Origin of the sequence: Allonocardiopsis opalescens, from assembly GCF_003002095.1 — a bacterium.
In the GTDB taxonomy this organism is placed as follows: Bacteria; Actinomycetota; Actinomycetes; order Streptosporangiales; family Streptosporangiaceae; genus Allonocardiopsis; species Allonocardiopsis opalescens.
Genome location: NZ_PVZC01000006.1, coordinates 192,952 through 206,164, shown reverse-complemented (window position 1 = coordinate 206,164; position 13,213 = coordinate 192,952). Strand labels below are relative to the sequence as shown.

At 73.1% G+C, this 13,213-nt stretch carries 16 protein-coding genes; 4 read left to right on the top strand and 12 right to left on the bottom strand.

Going from position 1 to position 13,213, the window contains the following annotated elements; all coding sequences use genetic code 11:
- Positions 1 to 49: 49 nt before the first annotated feature.
- Entirely contained in the window at positions 50 to 274 is a 225-nt protein-coding gene (locus CLV72_RS20555; protein WP_106248952.1) for a hypothetical protein, read from the bottom strand.
- Positions 275 to 648: 374 nt separating this feature from the next.
- Between CLV72_RS20555 and CLV72_RS20550 the strand changes: the two genes are divergently transcribed.
- Entirely contained in the window at positions 649 to 975 is a 327-nt protein-coding gene (locus tag CLV72_RS20550; protein WP_106248949.1) for a DUF6247 family protein, read from the top strand.
- Positions 976 to 1,227: 252 nt separating this feature from the next.
- Here the strand turns inward: CLV72_RS20550 and CLV72_RS20545 are convergent, their stop codons facing one another.
- From CLV72_RS20545 to map, 4 genes are all read right to left on the bottom strand, one after another.
- A complete protein-coding gene (locus tag CLV72_RS20545; RefSeq protein WP_106248947.1) occupies positions 1,228 to 1,737 on the bottom strand; it encodes an SLOG cluster 4 domain-containing protein in 510 nt (169 codons plus the stop codon).
- Between the two features lie 88 nt (positions 1,738 to 1,825).
- Positions 1,826 to 2,485, bottom strand: coding sequence for an O-methyltransferase (locus CLV72_RS20540; protein WP_106248944.1), 660 nt, complete (start codon positions 2,483 to 2,485; stop codon positions 1,826 to 1,828).
- A 27-nt stretch (positions 2,486 to 2,512) separates the two neighbouring features.
- Positions 2,513 to 3,232 (bottom strand): metal-dependent hydrolase, encoded by a 720-nt coding sequence (locus tag CLV72_RS20535; protein ID WP_342755678.1) that lies wholly within the window; start codon positions 3,230 to 3,232, stop codon positions 2,513 to 2,515.
- Positions 3,233 to 3,369: 137 nt separating this feature from the next.
- Positions 3,370 to 4,218 (bottom strand): type I methionyl aminopeptidase, encoded by an 849-nt coding sequence (map, locus tag CLV72_RS20530; RefSeq protein ID WP_106248939.1) that lies wholly within the window; start codon positions 4,216 to 4,218, stop codon positions 3,370 to 3,372.
- Positions 4,219 to 4,294: 76 nt separating this feature from the next.
- Between map and CLV72_RS20525 the strand changes: the two genes are divergently transcribed.
- Positions 4,295 to 4,501, top strand: a complete 207-nt coding sequence (locus tag CLV72_RS20525) for a hypothetical protein (protein WP_106248936.1) — start codon at positions 4,295 to 4,297, stop codon at positions 4,499 to 4,501.
- Between the two features lie 18 nt (positions 4,502 to 4,519).
- Here CLV72_RS20525 and CLV72_RS20520 read toward each other — a convergent pair whose 3' ends face one another.
- Both CLV72_RS20520 and CLV72_RS20515 read right to left on the bottom strand, forming a co-directional pair.
- Entirely contained in the window at positions 4,520 to 5,128 is a 609-nt protein-coding gene (locus tag CLV72_RS20520) for a hypothetical protein (protein WP_106248933.1), read from the bottom strand.
- 11 nt (positions 5,129 to 5,139) lie between these two features.
- Entirely contained in the window at positions 5,140 to 5,874 is a 735-nt protein-coding gene (locus tag CLV72_RS20515) for a Clp protease N-terminal domain-containing protein (RefSeq protein ID WP_106248931.1), read from the bottom strand.
- A gap of 357 nt (positions 5,875 to 6,231) precedes the next feature.
- Here CLV72_RS20515 and npdG point away from each other — a divergent pair, with 357 nt between their 5' ends.
- Together npdG and CLV72_RS20505 are read left to right on the top strand one after the other, a co-directional pair.
- The gene (gene npdG / locus CLV72_RS20510; RefSeq protein WP_106248929.1) at positions 6,232 to 6,918 is read left to right on the top strand and encodes an NADPH-dependent F420 reductase; all 687 of its coding nucleotides are present in this window, start codon (positions 6,232 to 6,234) and stop codon (positions 6,916 to 6,918) included.
- Positions 6,919 to 7,208: 290 nt separating this feature from the next.
- Positions 7,209 to 7,958 carry a helical backbone metal receptor gene (locus tag CLV72_RS20505; protein WP_211303021.1) on the top strand — a complete coding sequence of 250 codons (750 nt, stop codon included), beginning with the start codon at positions 7,209 to 7,211 and terminating at the stop codon, positions 7,956 to 7,958.
- On the opposite strand, the gene CLV72_RS31825 is transcribed toward CLV72_RS20505, so the two are convergent.
- From CLV72_RS31825 to CLV72_RS20480, 5 genes are all read right to left on the bottom strand, one after another.
- Entirely contained in the window at positions 7,955 to 8,602 is a 648-nt protein-coding gene (locus CLV72_RS31825) for a hypothetical protein (protein ID WP_146159503.1), read from the bottom strand. The two genes, CLV72_RS20505 and CLV72_RS31825, sit on opposite strands and share 4 nt — an antisense overlap.
- 7 nt (positions 8,603 to 8,609) lie before the next feature.
- Positions 8,610 to 8,921: a hypothetical protein gene (locus CLV72_RS20495; protein ID WP_211302991.1), complete on the bottom strand. Its 312-nt coding sequence runs from the start codon at positions 8,919 to 8,921 to the stop codon at positions 8,610 to 8,612.
- A gap of 43 nt (positions 8,922 to 8,964) precedes the next feature.
- Positions 8,965 to 9,999, bottom strand: a complete 1,035-nt coding sequence (locus CLV72_RS20490; RefSeq protein ID WP_106248922.1) for an LLM class F420-dependent oxidoreductase — start codon at positions 9,997 to 9,999, stop codon at positions 8,965 to 8,967.
- Between the two features lie 180 nt (positions 10,000 to 10,179).
- Positions 10,180 to 11,097 (bottom strand): 3-methyl-2-oxobutanoate hydroxymethyltransferase, encoded by a 918-nt coding sequence (gene panB / locus CLV72_RS20485; protein ID WP_106248919.1) that lies wholly within the window; start codon positions 11,095 to 11,097, stop codon positions 10,180 to 10,182.
- Between the two features lie 324 nt (positions 11,098 to 11,421).
- The gene (locus tag CLV72_RS20480) at positions 11,422 to 13,179 is read right to left on the bottom strand and encodes an NAD+ synthase (RefSeq protein WP_106248916.1); all 1,758 of its coding nucleotides are present in this window, start codon (positions 13,177 to 13,179) and stop codon (positions 11,422 to 11,424) included.
- Between the last annotated feature and the right edge of the window lie 34 nt (positions 13,180 to 13,213).

Sequence of the window (13,213 nt, the reverse complement as noted above, 5' to 3'; positions counted from 1 at the left end):
CCGGACCGGTGTGACGCGGCGGGCGCCCGTCGGCCGCTCCCGCCCTCCGTCAGTCGGAGACCATCCAGGTCTCGTCCTCGCACAGCGGCGGCCCGTAGGTGAACTCCCGCCCGTCCGCCGTCACCGCGTACATGCAGGTGTCATGGTCGGTGCAGCGTTCGGCCCCGATCGTGAAGGGCCAGATGTTCCAGGGCCAGGGGTCCTCCTGGAAGAAGACGACCTGGCCCCTGCCTTCACCAGGCTGGATGGGATCGATATAGCTGTCGTAGTCCACGTCCGGCGGACGGTAAGAACGGCCGCGCTACCTCCGGCCGGCCCGCCCACCCGCCATCCGCAGTGCCTCGGTTGAAGTGTCCCCATCCGGATTCAGCACGGCATCCCGAGCCGAGCGGAATCACGCTGTCCGGATGCGGACAGCGTTTTACGGCTAAAGAAGTCGTTTTCGGTGATAGCTTTGCGGTCAAGGATGAGGGACGGACGGTCCCGGGGGTTCTGGCGGGTCCCCGGGACCAACCTCTGTCTGGGGCGACGCATCGACACGGCGATCGGCGGATGCGAGAACGTCAGCCCTGAAGGAGCGCTGGACCACCACGACCGCAATACACTCGGGCCACGGACTACGCAGCGGTGGAACGAAGTGGCCGACGTATGAACGCACACGCGCGCGAGACTCATGACGAAGGCGCCGCTCGGCGTGTGCCCGAGCGTAATCTCCGAGCGATCCGTGCCGCGCTCCTTCCTGAAGAGGTCGGAGCCTTCGACCAGGAGTTCCGCGCGATCATGGTCGAAGCCACGGAGTCGCTGGACCTGACACCGCTCACTGCCTTCGTTGAACGCTGGTGGCGCGTCGCCTGGTCCTCATCCACCGACGCCGCGGGCCACCGCGCCATGCCGGCCACCGCCGAGCGCCTCCAGCGCGGGGAGCACGTGCCGACGCGGTCGTGGAGCGAACTCAGGTCGCAGCTGGGCGCCTGAGTGTATTCCGTAGAATTCGAAGATCTTGCGGTCGAGGAGATCACGGCGCTTCCGGGCAAGGCTCTGCAATCCTTCGCTTCGCTCATCACCGTCCTGGAACTCGCGCCATGGAGCGGCGACGCCTACAACCGACGCCGTCCGGACACTGGCATGCGCGTGCACGGCTTCGGTGACGACCGCGAGGGCATGGCGGGCTACCTGATCCTGGAGGACCAGGCCAGGGTGGTGGTGCCGCGCGTGCTCTGGGTCCGGCTAACGGAGGCCGTTGGGCCCGGTGGCGGGCAGGTGCACGGGGGAGCCGAGGGCCTGGCGGACGGCGTCCTCGGGGTCGTCGGCGTGGCCGATGCCCTCGACGGGGCGGCCGTCGGCGTCGTAGATGCGCCAGCCGCCGAGCTGGACGACCGGGATGCCGCCGCGCCGCTTGGCCAGGGCCAGTTCCGACACGCTGCCCCAGGACGAGCCGATCACGATGACCGCGTCGGCGGCGTTGACGATGATGTTGTTGCGCGCCTGGCCCATGCCGGTGGGGAGCACCGCCGACAGGCCGGGGGCGGCTCCCGAGCGGTCGGCGCCGGAGAGCACGCCGATCACCATGCCGCCGGCCGAGCGGGCGCCGGCCGCGACCGCGCCCATCACTCCGGAGTATCCGCCGCAGATGACGACCGCGGAGCGCTGGGCGAGCAGCCGCCCCACCTCGTGGGCCTGCCGGGAGAGTTCGGCGCCGGCGTCGCTGGGACCGCAGACGGCGACTTGGATGGGCATACCGCTCCACCTCCTGTACCGCTCCGCATCCCAACCGTAATCGAATCAGCGGCGGCGCGGACCGCGAACACGCACGGTGATGGACAGGCTACTTCTTGCGGGCGAAGGTGAGGCCGTCGCCGATCGGCAGCAGCACCGCCTCGGTGCGCTCGTCGGCGGAGGCGTGGTCGTTGAAGTCGCGGATGGCCTGCACGTTCGCGCCGCGCTGGGTGTCGTCGACCACCCGGCCGTGCGAGAGGGTGTTGTCGACCAGGATGACGCCGTTGCTGCGGACCCGGGGCACCAGCTCCTCCCAGTAGCCGATGTAGCCGGTCTTGTCGGCGTCGATGAAGGCGAGGTCGAAGGCGGTCTCCTCGGGCAGCGCGCGCAGGGAGTCCAGCGCCGGGCCGAGTTCGAGGGTGATTTGCTCGGCCAGGCCGGCCCGCGCCCAGTAGCGGCGGGCGACGGCGGTCCACTCGTCGTTGATGTCCAGGCAGAGCAGGCCGCCGCCCTCGGCCAGCCCGCGGGCCAGGCAGATCGAGGAGTAACCGGTGAAGGTGCCGACCTCGACCACCCGGGCGGCGCCCAGGGCGCGGGTCAGCTGGGTCATGAACACGCCCTGCTCGGCGCCGATCTGCATGCCCTGGAACTCGGGGAAGCGGTCGGCGGTCTCGGCCGCCAGCTCCCGCAGCACCTCGTCCTCGGGCACGCTGTGCGCGACCACGTAGCGCTGCAAGTCGTCGGAGAGCTGCTCACTGGATCTCGTCACGCGATCACTCTAGCCAGCCCGCCCCGGTCAGGTCTGCTGCACCTCGCCGGAGGACGGCAGACCGGGCACGTCGGGCAGGATCGGCAGCTGGAGGTAGCCCAGGACCAGGATGGTCACGATCAGCAGCGGGGTGACCACGAAACGCTCGACCTTGCCGTCGGTCTTGAAGCCGAACGGGAACTCCGAGCGGGTCTTCAGCGGCCAGAACAGCGGGATGCCCATATGCGTGACGGCGTCGCCGAGGAAGTGCATCAGGATGCCCAGTGTGACGGCCGCGCCCACCCAGCTGTAGTCGGTGACGGCGAGGTTCAGCAGCACCAGCACCACCACCGTGCTGGCGGCGTTCATCACGCCGGAGATGATGCCGTGCTTGGGCACGTGGAAGCCGATGCCGCGCAGCGCGATGCCCAGCAGCAGGAAGAGGAAGACCTGGAGCGCCAGCTCCGAGGCGATCTGCAGCAGCTGGCAGCCGATCCCGACCAGCAGCGCGAACAGCAGCGAGTGGGTGCCCTGGCGGTGCCCGCCCGCCGCCTTCTCGATGACCCGCGACATCGCCTGGCTGACCACGCCGTAGGTCTTGGCGATGGTGGAGCTGGGGTGGTCGAGGTCGGGCACCAGCGCCGCCCCGGCGCAGACCAGCGCACCCGCGATCACATCGCCGGGGCCCAGCGGACGGCCGGTGGCGGCGAAGGCGGGCCCCATGGCCAGCCAGGCCGCGCAGCCGCTCAGCGCGTGCGCGTAGCCCATCACGGGGCGGCTCCGGACAGGGCGGCATGACCGGCGGAGCAGCCGGCTGAGGGGTTCGGCACGAGCGAAACCCTAGCGCTTGGCGGCTTTTTGTCGAGTTGGGCGCTTGCGGCCGCTTGCTCCCGCCCGGGGCGGGCTCAGGGGAGGGTCAGGATCTCGGTGCCGGAGTCGGTGACCAGGATGGTGTGCTCCCACTGCGCGGTGCGGCTGCGGTCCTTGGTGACCGCCGTCCAGCCGTCGTCCCACAGGTCGTAGTCGATACCGCCCAGGGTGAGCATCGGCTCGATCGTGAAGGTCATGCCCGGCTCGATCACGGTGGTGGCGCGCGGGTCGTCGTAGTGCGGGATGACCAGGCCCGAGTGGAAGGTGGTGCCGATGCCGTGGCCGGTGAAGTCGCGGACGACGCCGTAGCCGAAGCGGCGGGCGTAGGACTCGATCACCCGGCCGATCACGTTGATGGCGCGGCCGGGCCGGGCGGCGCGGATGCCGCGCATCATCGCCTCGTGGGTGCGCTCCACCAGCTGCCGCGACTCCTCGGGGACCTCGCCGGCCAGGAAGGTGGCGTTGGTGTCGCCGTGCACGCCGCCGATGTAGGCGGTGATGTCGATGTTCACGATGTCGCCGTCGGCGATGACGGTGTCGTCGGGGATGCCGTGGCAGATGACCTCGTTCAGCGAGGTGCACAGCGACTTGGGGTAGCCCCGGTAGCCGAGCGTGGACGGGTAGGCGCCGTGGTCGCACAGGAACTCGTGGCCGACGCGGTCGAGTTCGTCGGTGGTGACGCCGGGGGCGACGTGCGCGCCCACCTCGCGCAGCGCCTGCGCCGCCAGCTTCCCGGCCGCCCGCATCCGCTCGATCTGCTCAGGCGTCTTGACGTCGGGCTCGCCCAGGGTGGGCCGCTCCTTGCCGACGTACTCAGGGCGCGGGATCGAGGCCGGCACCGTCCGCCGTGGGGAGATCCGGCCGGGGCGAAGCGTCGTGGTCATGGTCCGAGTTTACGGGCATGATGCCGAAACGGGCCGGGCGCGGGCGCGGCCCGCCGAACGCGACGGAGGAGGCCCGATGGCTGAGGCGCCCGGGGTACGCAGCGGCGACTACGACTGGTGGTACTGCCTGAAGCACATGCGGGTGGAGCGCGGCCCCGGCTGCGCGGACAAGTGGCGGATGGGCCCCTACGCCACCGAGGCGGAGGCGGCGAACGCGCTGAACACCGCCGCCCAGCGCAATGAGGAGTGGGACCGCGCCGAGCGCCGCGAGCAGGCCGACTGAGCGTCGCCGCCGGGCCGCTCAGCGGGCGACGTGCGGTCCGCTGACCACGTCGAGGAAGGCCGACAGGTAGTCGCGCAGCCCCCGCCGGCCCTTGGGCCGCTCCCCGCCGGCCGCGTAGCTGACGAGGTGCTGGGCGGCGTCGAAGCTGACCGGCGCCGCCTCGGGCACCACGCCGAGCGCTTCGTGGGCCAGCGAGTGCAGTTCGGTGTCGCCCTGGTCCAGGGCGAGCACGGTGGCGCCCGAGCGCCGCGCGTCGTCCACCCGTTCGAGCAGCGGGACCGGCGCGACCGGTTCGGGCGACACGACGAACAGGGTCTCGCCCCGCCGGACCTCGCCCAGCCGGTCGAGCCCCACGCTCAGGTGCGGGGGAGCGTCCGGAGGCGGCCGCCACCGCACCAGGGTGGGCCGCAGCTGGGGGAGGCCGGCGTAGCGGCTCTCGTCGTCCAGGTGGGCGGCGAGGTGCCAGGGCTCCTCGACGGGGGTGCCGAAGAGCAGCAGCCCGCCCGGTTCGCGGGTGGTGCGCAGCGCGTCGGCGAACTCCTCGGTGCGCTGGATCCAGCCGGTGGTGGCGAGGACGGCGCGCAGCGACTCGACCTGACTGATCTCCACGCCACCATGGTGCCCCATCGACGGGCCGGTCAGCCCTGCTTCGGCCGGTCGGCTGCCGACAGCAGCGACATGATCGCCTCCTCGGCGCGCTTGCGGGTGATGCCGAGGCCGACGAGCGCGCGGGCGCCGGCCGACCGCTCGTCGCGGAGCAGGCCGAGCAGGATGTGTTCGCTGCCGACGTGGTCGTGGCCGAGCCGCAGCGCCTCGCGCACCGCCAGTTCGAGCACCTTGGTGGCGGCCGACCCGAGCGGGATCTGCTCCGGCGAACCCGGTTCGGCGGGCGGCCCGAGCACCTCGGCCGCCGCCTCCCTGGCGCGGCCCAGGTCGGCGCCGAGCCGGACCACCGCCAGGCAGGCGATGGACTCGGGGTCGTCCAGCAGCGCGAGCAGGACGTGCCCGGTGTCCACGACGGCGTGGCCGTGGCGGCGCGCCTCCTCGTGCGCCCGCGCGATCGCCGTGCGCGCCCGGGAGGTCAGCCGGGAGAACCGCTTGCCGCTCGTGACCGGGTCCTCGGTCTGCTTCGGCACGAAGCGCTGCTGCGCCGCCTGCTTGGACACGCCCATGTGCCGGCCGATGTCGGTCCACGAGGCGCCGGCCCGGCGCGCCTGGTCGACGAAGTGCCCGATGAGGTGGTCGGCCACCTCCCCGACGTGCGCCGACACCTGCACGGCGCCGGAGAGCCGCTGAAGCGGGTCGTCGCCGGGGTTCTCGGTCTTGACGTACCGGATGAGGTCGTCCAGGCGGACGGGGTGAGGTTTCGTCATGCGTCAACTTTATGTTGACGATATGGCTTGCGTCAACGCCGGGTTGACGTTCGTTCCGGCTCTCGCGTTCGCGGCGGTCTGTGCGGCCGTGGTTTGCGGTTCCGTGCTCGCATGTCCGTGCGAAAGGGCGCGCCGCCGCCCGCCTCGGTGCGGCCGACCGCGACGGCGGCCGTACGGGTTCGGCTCCGACCCGCTCGTCCGTGTGCTCGGAGAAGGGAACGCTCAGCATGACGCGGCAGCCCGTCGGTGTGCCGACGGGCGCGGCCGGGGCCGTGCGCGGGCCGGTGTGCCGACCGGCACACGCGCCGGTACGGGGTGCCGCTGCGCGGACGCGCGCCGGACTGGCAGGATCGGGTCATGGCAGAGCAGAAGTCACCTCATGACGTGCCCGACGTGACCGGGATGTCCATCGGGATCCTGGGCGGCACCGGCGACCAGGGGCGCGGGCTCGCCCGCCGGTTCGCGATCGCCGGGCACTGGGTCCTCATCGGCTCGCGCGACGCCGAGCGCGCCCGCGCCGCGGCCGCCGAACTCGGCTCCCGGCTCCCCGTGCGCGGCATGGAGAACGCGGCCGTCGCGGCCGAGGCCGATGTCGTCGTCGTCGCGGTGCCCTGGGAGGGCCACCGCGAGCTGCTGGCCTCACTGGCCGGCCCGCTGGCCGGCAAGATCGTGATCGACTGCGTGAACCCGCTCGGCTTCGACAAGCAGGGCCCCTTCGCGCTGCCGGTGCCCGAGGGCAGCGCCGCCCAGCAGGCCGCGGCCGTGCTGCCCGACAGCCGGGTGGTCGGCGCCTTCCACCACGTCTCCTCGGTGCTGCTGCTCGACCCCGAGGTCGACCGCGTCGACCTGGACGTGCTCGTCCTCGGCGACGACCGCGAGGCCACCGACACCGTGCGCGCCCTGGCCGGCCGCATCCCCGGCTTCCGCGGCGTCTACGGCGGCCGGCTGCGCAACGCGCACCAGGTGGAGGCGCTCACCGCCAACCTGATCGCGGTCAACCGCCGCTACAAGGCCCACGCCGGCCTCCGCATCACCGACGTGTGACCCCCGCACCGCCCGTCCCCGTCCCAGCCCCCACCGGGGCCCCGCCCGACCAGGGGGCGAACCACCCCGACAAGCGTGAAGCCGCGCCGTCAGCCTGGCGGTTGTCAAGACCCCGGGGAAGGGCGGGCCGGGAATCTGTGCAGAACCGTCTGGTCGAGGGACGGTCCATGCACAGCCATGGCGCCGGGGCTTGCGCTCGGGGCGCTGAAGGTGCACCGGAGGACGGTCGCGCCGCCGGTCCGCCGCCGTCCGCCTCGGGTGGTGCGGCGGAGCGCGTCGACGACCTCGGCCTGCCGGTGCCCGGCGACGCCGGGCGGGTCGGCCGGGTGGTGTCGCTGGTGCCGTCGCTCACCGAGGCCGTGGCGGCGACCGCGCCCGGCCTGCTCGTCGGGGCGACCGACTGGTGCTCGCACCCGCCGGGGCTCGACTTGGCGCGGGTGCGCGGCACCAAGAACCCCGACGTGGCGCGGGTGGTCGCGCTCCGGCCCGACCTGGTGCTGGCCAATGAGGAGGAGAACCGCGAAGCCGACCTCGCCGCGCTGCGCGCGGCGGGCGTCGCGGTGTGGGTGACCGCCGTGCGCACGCTGCCGCAGGCACTCACCGGCCTGCGCCGGATGCTGGCCGCCTGCGGCCTGGACTCCCCGCCCTGGCTGGCCGAGGCCCGCGACGCCTGGGCCGACGTGCTGGACGCGGCGCCGCCCCCCACCGTGCGCGCGGTGGTGCCGATCTGGCGCCGTCCCTGGATGGTGCTGGGCCGCGACACCTTCGCCGGCGATCTGCTGGCCCGCCTCGGCATCGCCAACGCCTACGGCGACGCGGCCGACCGCTACCCCAAGGTGCCGCTCACCGAGCTGAACGCCGTCGGCGCCGACCTGGTCGTCCTCCCCGACGAGCCCTACGCCTTCTCCGCCGACGACGGCCCCGACGCCTTTCCGGCCCTGCCGTCCGCCCTCCTCAGCGGCCGGCACCTCACCTGGTACGGCCCGTCGCTGACGGAGGCGCGGCGGGTGTTGCCGGAACAGCTGGCGGCGGCGCGCTAGGCGGCGGGCAGCCCTTTCAGGATCTCCGCCCGCCAGTCGGCGAAGCGCCGCCGGAGGGCGGTCACCTCGCCGACGGCGAGGCCGTAGCGGGTGAAGTCGGCATCTTCCAGGCGCGACATGGAGTGCAGCATCTCCGCGAAGATGCCGAGGTGGAAGCCCGGATCGCGCTCGGTGACGAGCCGGATCAGGTCGCTCTCCGCGAGCTGGGTGCGGTCGAGGATCGCCGCCACGTCGATGAAGTCGCGCGGCCTCCGCACGCCCCCGCAGCGCGCCCATCTTGCCCGACGCCGCATCCTCCGGATGGATGACCGGACACAATTCGAGGAGTACCGGTGGGTGGACGCGGAAGTCGCGTGCGAATCCGACCTTTGTCCGCTCACCGTCCGCCGGATCGGTGATCTCGGCCCGGGCGAAATGCTCGCTCCGCTGACCGCGCCGAGCCCGGCGGCGCGGAAGGCGAGGATCGCGCGGTCGACGGCCGTCGATATGTCCGGGCGGTCGCGAGAGGTGAACAGGTCGACGTCGGCGCTCGGGCGGTCGACGATGCCGTGCCGCTGCACGGCGTATCCTCCCGCCAAGGCGAAGCCGAACTCCGCGGTACTGGCGAGGCCGATTCCGATCAGGCGCTCGTGCAGGGGGCGCATCTGGCGATCAGACCACGGCCCTCGGCTCTGCTAACTGGAACTCCCAAAGGCGGCGTACCTGCCGGGGGAGGACCAGCTCGGGCCATATCCGCACCAGAGTTTCCGAATTGATGTACCTGCGCAGATCCCGTACCGTTCCGCTCTCCCTGATTACCCGCTCGTACATGGCATTGCGCTGCTCGGGGACGGCGAGGTCGTATCGGAGGTCCGGCGCCCGGTCCAGGCGGTTGGGCAGCTCGACGTCCGAGACCGGGCCGGTGAGTTCCCGCAGGCTTCCCGGCACGACGTACGGGCGGTTCTCGGCGTGGGAGCGCGGCACCAGGTCTCTCAGTATGCCCGCCGGTCCCGGCCGGGACGCCGCGTCACAGCCACCCCCGCACCTTCTCCACCAGCCCGACCGGGTCGTCGGTGACCGGGGTGATATCGAGCGTGGTGACGCCCGCCTCGCGGTAGGCGGCGATGCGCTCGCGGACGTAGGACTCGGGGCCGACGAGGTTGGTGAGTTCGAGGAGTTCGAGGGGGACGGCGGCGGCCGCCTCGTCCTTGCGGCCCGACAGGTAGAGCTCCTGGATGAGGTCGGCCTCGCGCTGGTAGCCGTAGCGGCAGGCCAGGCTGTGGTAGAAGTTCTTGCCCTTGGCGCCCATGCCGCCCACGTACAGGGCGACGAACGGGCGGGCGAAGTCGAGCAGGCGCTTGGTGTCCTCGCCCTCGCCGACGGCGAGCAGGCCGCCCGCCGAGATCTGCAGCGGGCCGAGCGCGGCGTCCCGCTTGGCCGCTCCGGCGCGCAGCGGCTCGCCCCACACCCCGCCGGCCTTCTCCGGAGCGAACAGGATCGGCAGCCAGCCGTCGGCGAGTTCGGCGGTGAGCTCCACGTTCTTGGCGCCCAGCGCGGCGACGAAGACGGGGATGTCGGGCCGGACCGGGTGATTGATCAGCTTGAGCGGCTTGCCGAGGCCGGTGCCGCGCTCGGGCGGCAGCGGCAGCGGGTAGATGCCCTCGTTGGTCAGCGGTCCCTCGCGCCGCCAGACCTGGCGGCAGATCCCGATGATCTCGCGGGTGCGGGCCAGCGGGCGGTCGTAGGGCACGCCGTGCCAGCCCTCGATCACCTGCGGACCGCTGGCGCCCAGGCCGAGGATGGCGCGGCCGTCGGACAGGTAGTCCAGGCCCGCGGCGGTCTGCGCGATCAGCGCGGGGGTGCGGCTGTAGATCGGCAGGATGGCCGAGCCGATCTGGACCCGCTCGGTCCTGGCGGCCAGGTAGCCCATGAAGGTGGGGCTGTCGTAGCTGTACGCCTCCGCCACCCAGACGGTGTCAAGGCCCGCCTTCTCCAGGGTGATGACCTGCTCCGCCGCCTTCTTGGGCTCGCCCGCGTACTGCAGGGGCATCGACAGCCGCATCGGCCGCTCCGTTCGTCGGGGGGTCGCGCCGGGCGCGCTCCCGCCGATGTTACCGCTCGGTCACTTCGCGGTGCCGCCCGCACCGCCGGATCCGGAGCCGACGCGGCGGCCCCCAGACGGCGGAGCGCCCGCCACCCCGCGGGGGCGGCGGGCGCTCGCGCGTCCGTCAGGGACGGGGCATCACGAGTACGAGTGCTCGGCGGCCGGGAAAGCGCCGCCCGCGACCTCGGCGGCGAAGGCGTGCGCGGCGCCGGTGAGGGTGTCGGCCAGGTCCGCGTACCGCTTGACGAACTTGGCGGTGCGCGGGCTCAGCCCGGCCATGTCCTGCCAGACCAGCACCTGGGCGTCGCAGTCGGGCCCGGCGCCGATGCCGATGGTGGCGATGCCCAGCGCCTCGGTGACGCGCCGCCCCACCTCGGAGGGCACGCACTCCAGCACGACCGAGAAGGCCCCGGCGTGCTCCAGCTCCTTGGCGTCGGCCAGCAGCGCCTCGCCCGCCTCGTGGCCGCGGCCCTGCACCCGGTAGCCGCCGATGGTGTTCACCGACTGCGGGGTCAGCCCGACGTGGCCCATGACGGGAACCCCCGCCGCGACCAGCGCCTCGACCTGCGGAGCGACCCGGCGGCCGCCCTCCAGCTTGACGGCGTGCGCGCCGCCCTCCTTCATGAACCGGGCGGCCGAGCGCAGCGCCTGCTCGGGCCCCTCCTGGTAGGAGGCGAAGGGGAGGTCGGCGACCACCATCGCGCGGGTGGTGGCGCGCGACACCGCCGCCGTCAGCGGCAGCAGGTCGTCGACGGTGACGGGCAGGGTGGAGTCATAGCCGTAGACGACCATCGCGGCGGAGTCGCCGACCAGCAGCACGGGGATGCCGGCGTCGTCGAAGACCCGCGCGGTCAGCGCGTCATAGGCGGTGAGCATCGGCCAGCGCTCGCCGCGCTCCTTGGCGGCGGCGATGTCGCGCACGGTGACCCGTCGGCGGCTGCCGCCGCCGTACAGGCTGCCGGGCTGCTGCGCGCCGGACGGGGTGGTGGAAGGGGTGGACGCGGCCGCGGGTCCGGACCCGGGCACGTTCGCGGACACGGCTGTCGAAGCCGACATGGGAACCTCCTCGCCTCGAAGCGCCGCGCGGGCGTCTCCGGGGAAACGGTCGTGTGATTCAGGATAATCGCATGCGAAAGCGGCGTTCGTGCGCGCGGGGGGTTCGGTCCGCTCCGCCGCGCCGGGCGGCGCGCGGGCGTCGCGGTCATGCGGCGCGAGCCGCCGCTCGAAGGCGGTCCGCGCCCGGCGAGGTGCGGGTGGCGCCGCTCGGCGCACCAGCGGCCCACCGGGCGCGGGTACCGGCGCCCACCGCGACCGGACGCGCCTCGGCCGAACCGGCACCGCTCGCCGCCGGCCGGCCGGCGCCGCGGCTCGGCGCCGCGGTCAGGACCAGCGGCTGGTGATGGGGAGGCGCCGGTCGCGGCCGAAGTTGCGGCCGGTCACCTTGGGGCCGGGCGGGTACTGGCGCCGCTTGTACTCGGCCCGGTCGACCAGGCGGATCACCCGGTCGACCAAGGCGGGGTCGTGCCCCGCCGCGACGAGCGCGTCGCGGCCGAGGTCCCGCTCGACGTAGTCGTGCAGCAGCGCGTCCAGGATGTCGTAGGCGGGCAGCGAGTCGGTGTCGACCTGGCCGGGCCGCAGCTCGGCGCTGGGCGGCTTGGTGATGGAGTTCTCCGGGATCGGCGGCACCTCGCCGCGCGCCTCGGCCTGCGCGTTGCGCCACCGCGACAGCTCCCACACCACCGTCTTGGGCACGTCCTTGATCGGGGCGAAGCCGCCCGCGGAGTCGCCGTAGAGGGTGGAGTAGCCGGTGGCCAGCTCGCTCTTGTTGCCGGTGGTGAGCACCAGATGGCCGTGCTGGTTGGACAGGCTCATCACCAGCATGCCCCGGATGCGCGCCTGGAGGTTCTCGGCGGCCAGGCCGTCGATGTCGATGCGGTCCTCGAAGGCGCCGACGATGTCGGCGATCGGGATCAGCTGCGCGTGCAGCCCCTGCCGCTTCACCAGCTCCTCGGCGTCCTGCACGGAGTGGTCGCTGGAGTAGCGGCTGGGCAGCAGCAGGGTGTACACCCGCTCGGGCCCGACGGCGTCGGAGGCGATCGTGGCGACCAGCGCGGAGTCGATTCCGCCGGACAGGTTCAGGATCACCGAGCGGAAGCCGTTCTTGCGCACGTAGTCGCGGGTGCCGGTGACCAGCGCGGCGTAGATCTCGGCCGCCGACTCCATCGGCTCGGCGATCCGCGCGGGCAGCGGCGCCCGCTCGGGTGCCGGGTCCTGCGACAGGACGACGTGCTCCACCCGGATGCGGGTGCCGTCGGCGGCGTCGTAGGGGCCGGGGCCGGGCGGCTCGGCCGCCGCCTCGGGCAGCTCCACGTCGGTGACCAGCAGGTCCTCGGTGAACTGCGGCCCCCGCGCCAGCAGCTTCCCGGCGGCGTCCACCACCAGGGAGTCGCCGTCGAAGACGAGTTCGTCCTGGCCGCCGACCATGTTCACGTAGGCCAGCGCCGCGCCCGCCTCGACGGCGCGGCGCGCGCACAGTTCGAGCCGGACGTCGTCCTTGTCGCGCTCGTACGGGGAGGCGTTCACGGTGAGCAGCAGCCCGGCGCCCACCTGGCGGGCGACCGCCACCGGGCCGCCCTCCTGCCACAGGTCCTCGCAGACGGCGACGGCGATGTCGACGCCGCGCAGCCGCAGCACCGGCAACCGGTCGCCAGGAACGAAGTAGCGGAACTCGTCGAACACGCCGTAGTTGGGGAGGTGGTGCTTTGCCGAGCGGACCGCGACCCGGCCGCCGTACAGCACCGCGACGGCGTCCTGCGGGGCGCCCGCCGGGCGGCCGACCCGGGGCACCGCACCGGGCTCGCGGTCCAGGTAGCCCACGACGACCGGCAGCCCGCCGAGGCCGTCGGTGGCCAGCCGGGACGCGGTGGACTCCAGCGCCGCCAGGGACGCGTCCACGAAGGACTCGCGCAGCGCCAGGTCCTCGACGGGGTAGCCGGTGAGCGCCATCTCCGGGAAGGCGACCAGGTCGGCGCCCGCGTCGGCGGCCCGGCGGGACCACTGCGCGATCAGGTCCGCGTTGCCGGTGATGTCGCCGACGCAGGAGTTGGTCTGGGCGAGAGCGATTCGCAAGCGAGGCACGTGGATCACTCTACGAAAGCCGCTGAGCGGCCCG